Source organism: Geminicoccus flavidas, from assembly GCF_009806515.1.
Taxonomy (GTDB): domain Bacteria; phylum Pseudomonadota; class Alphaproteobacteria; order Geminicoccales; family Geminicoccaceae; genus Geminicoccus; species Geminicoccus flavidus.
On record NZ_WUJP01000461.1, the window covers coordinates 1 to 589 of the forward strand.

At 69.9% G+C, this 589-nt stretch carries 1 protein-coding gene and 1 pseudogene; both read right to left on the reverse strand.

The genetic code is table 11. The features are described 5' to 3' along the window. Window positions 1-222 (reverse strand): annotated as a pseudogene (locus EQG76_RS12935) (carboxypeptidase M32); the annotation flags it as partial. Next, window positions 203-589 (reverse strand): COX15/CtaA family protein (locus EQG76_RS12940; protein WP_200840780.1); only part of this gene is annotated, 387 nt, incomplete at its 5' end. The pseudogene EQG76_RS12935 and the gene EQG76_RS12940, both read right to left, overlap by 20 nt.

The following is a 589-nucleotide window of genomic DNA, read 5'->3' on the forward strand; positions in this document are numbered from 1 at the left end:
GTCCAGCTCCTCGTCTGCGGCCCTCGCCAGCAGATCCGGCAGGTCCGGTGCGGTCACCAGGTCATGGGCGAAGCGCTTGAGCACGGCGGTCTGCTCGCCCCTGCCCTCCGCACCGCCCCTGGGCATGACCACCGAGGCGTCCCAGGACAGGACGGCCAGCGCACCCTCGACGTTGGCGATTCGGGCGAAGCGGTCCTGGAGCTCAGCGTAGGCCTGCGGCACGGACGCCTCCGGGCAGATGATGGAATGATGCCGCGGCGGTGCTGCGCGCGCGCCAGAACAGGTCGGACACCAGGGCGAAGGTGAGCACGCCGGTCGCCTGGTGCAGCACCGCCTTCCAGATCGGCACTTCCAGCACGATCACTAGGGCGCCGAAGCCCACCTGGACCAGGACTAACACGGCGGTGACGAGGCTCTGCCGGCGCACCTCCTGCGGCACCCGGACGTCGCGCAGGCAGCCGGCCAGTAGGACCAGGAGCGCCACGGCGAAGGCGGCGGCCAGATAGCGATGGATCATGTGGATCACCTCGCCACCATCGCTCCAGTCCGGCACCAGCCCGCCATTGCAGGCAGGCCAAGTGTAGCAGGC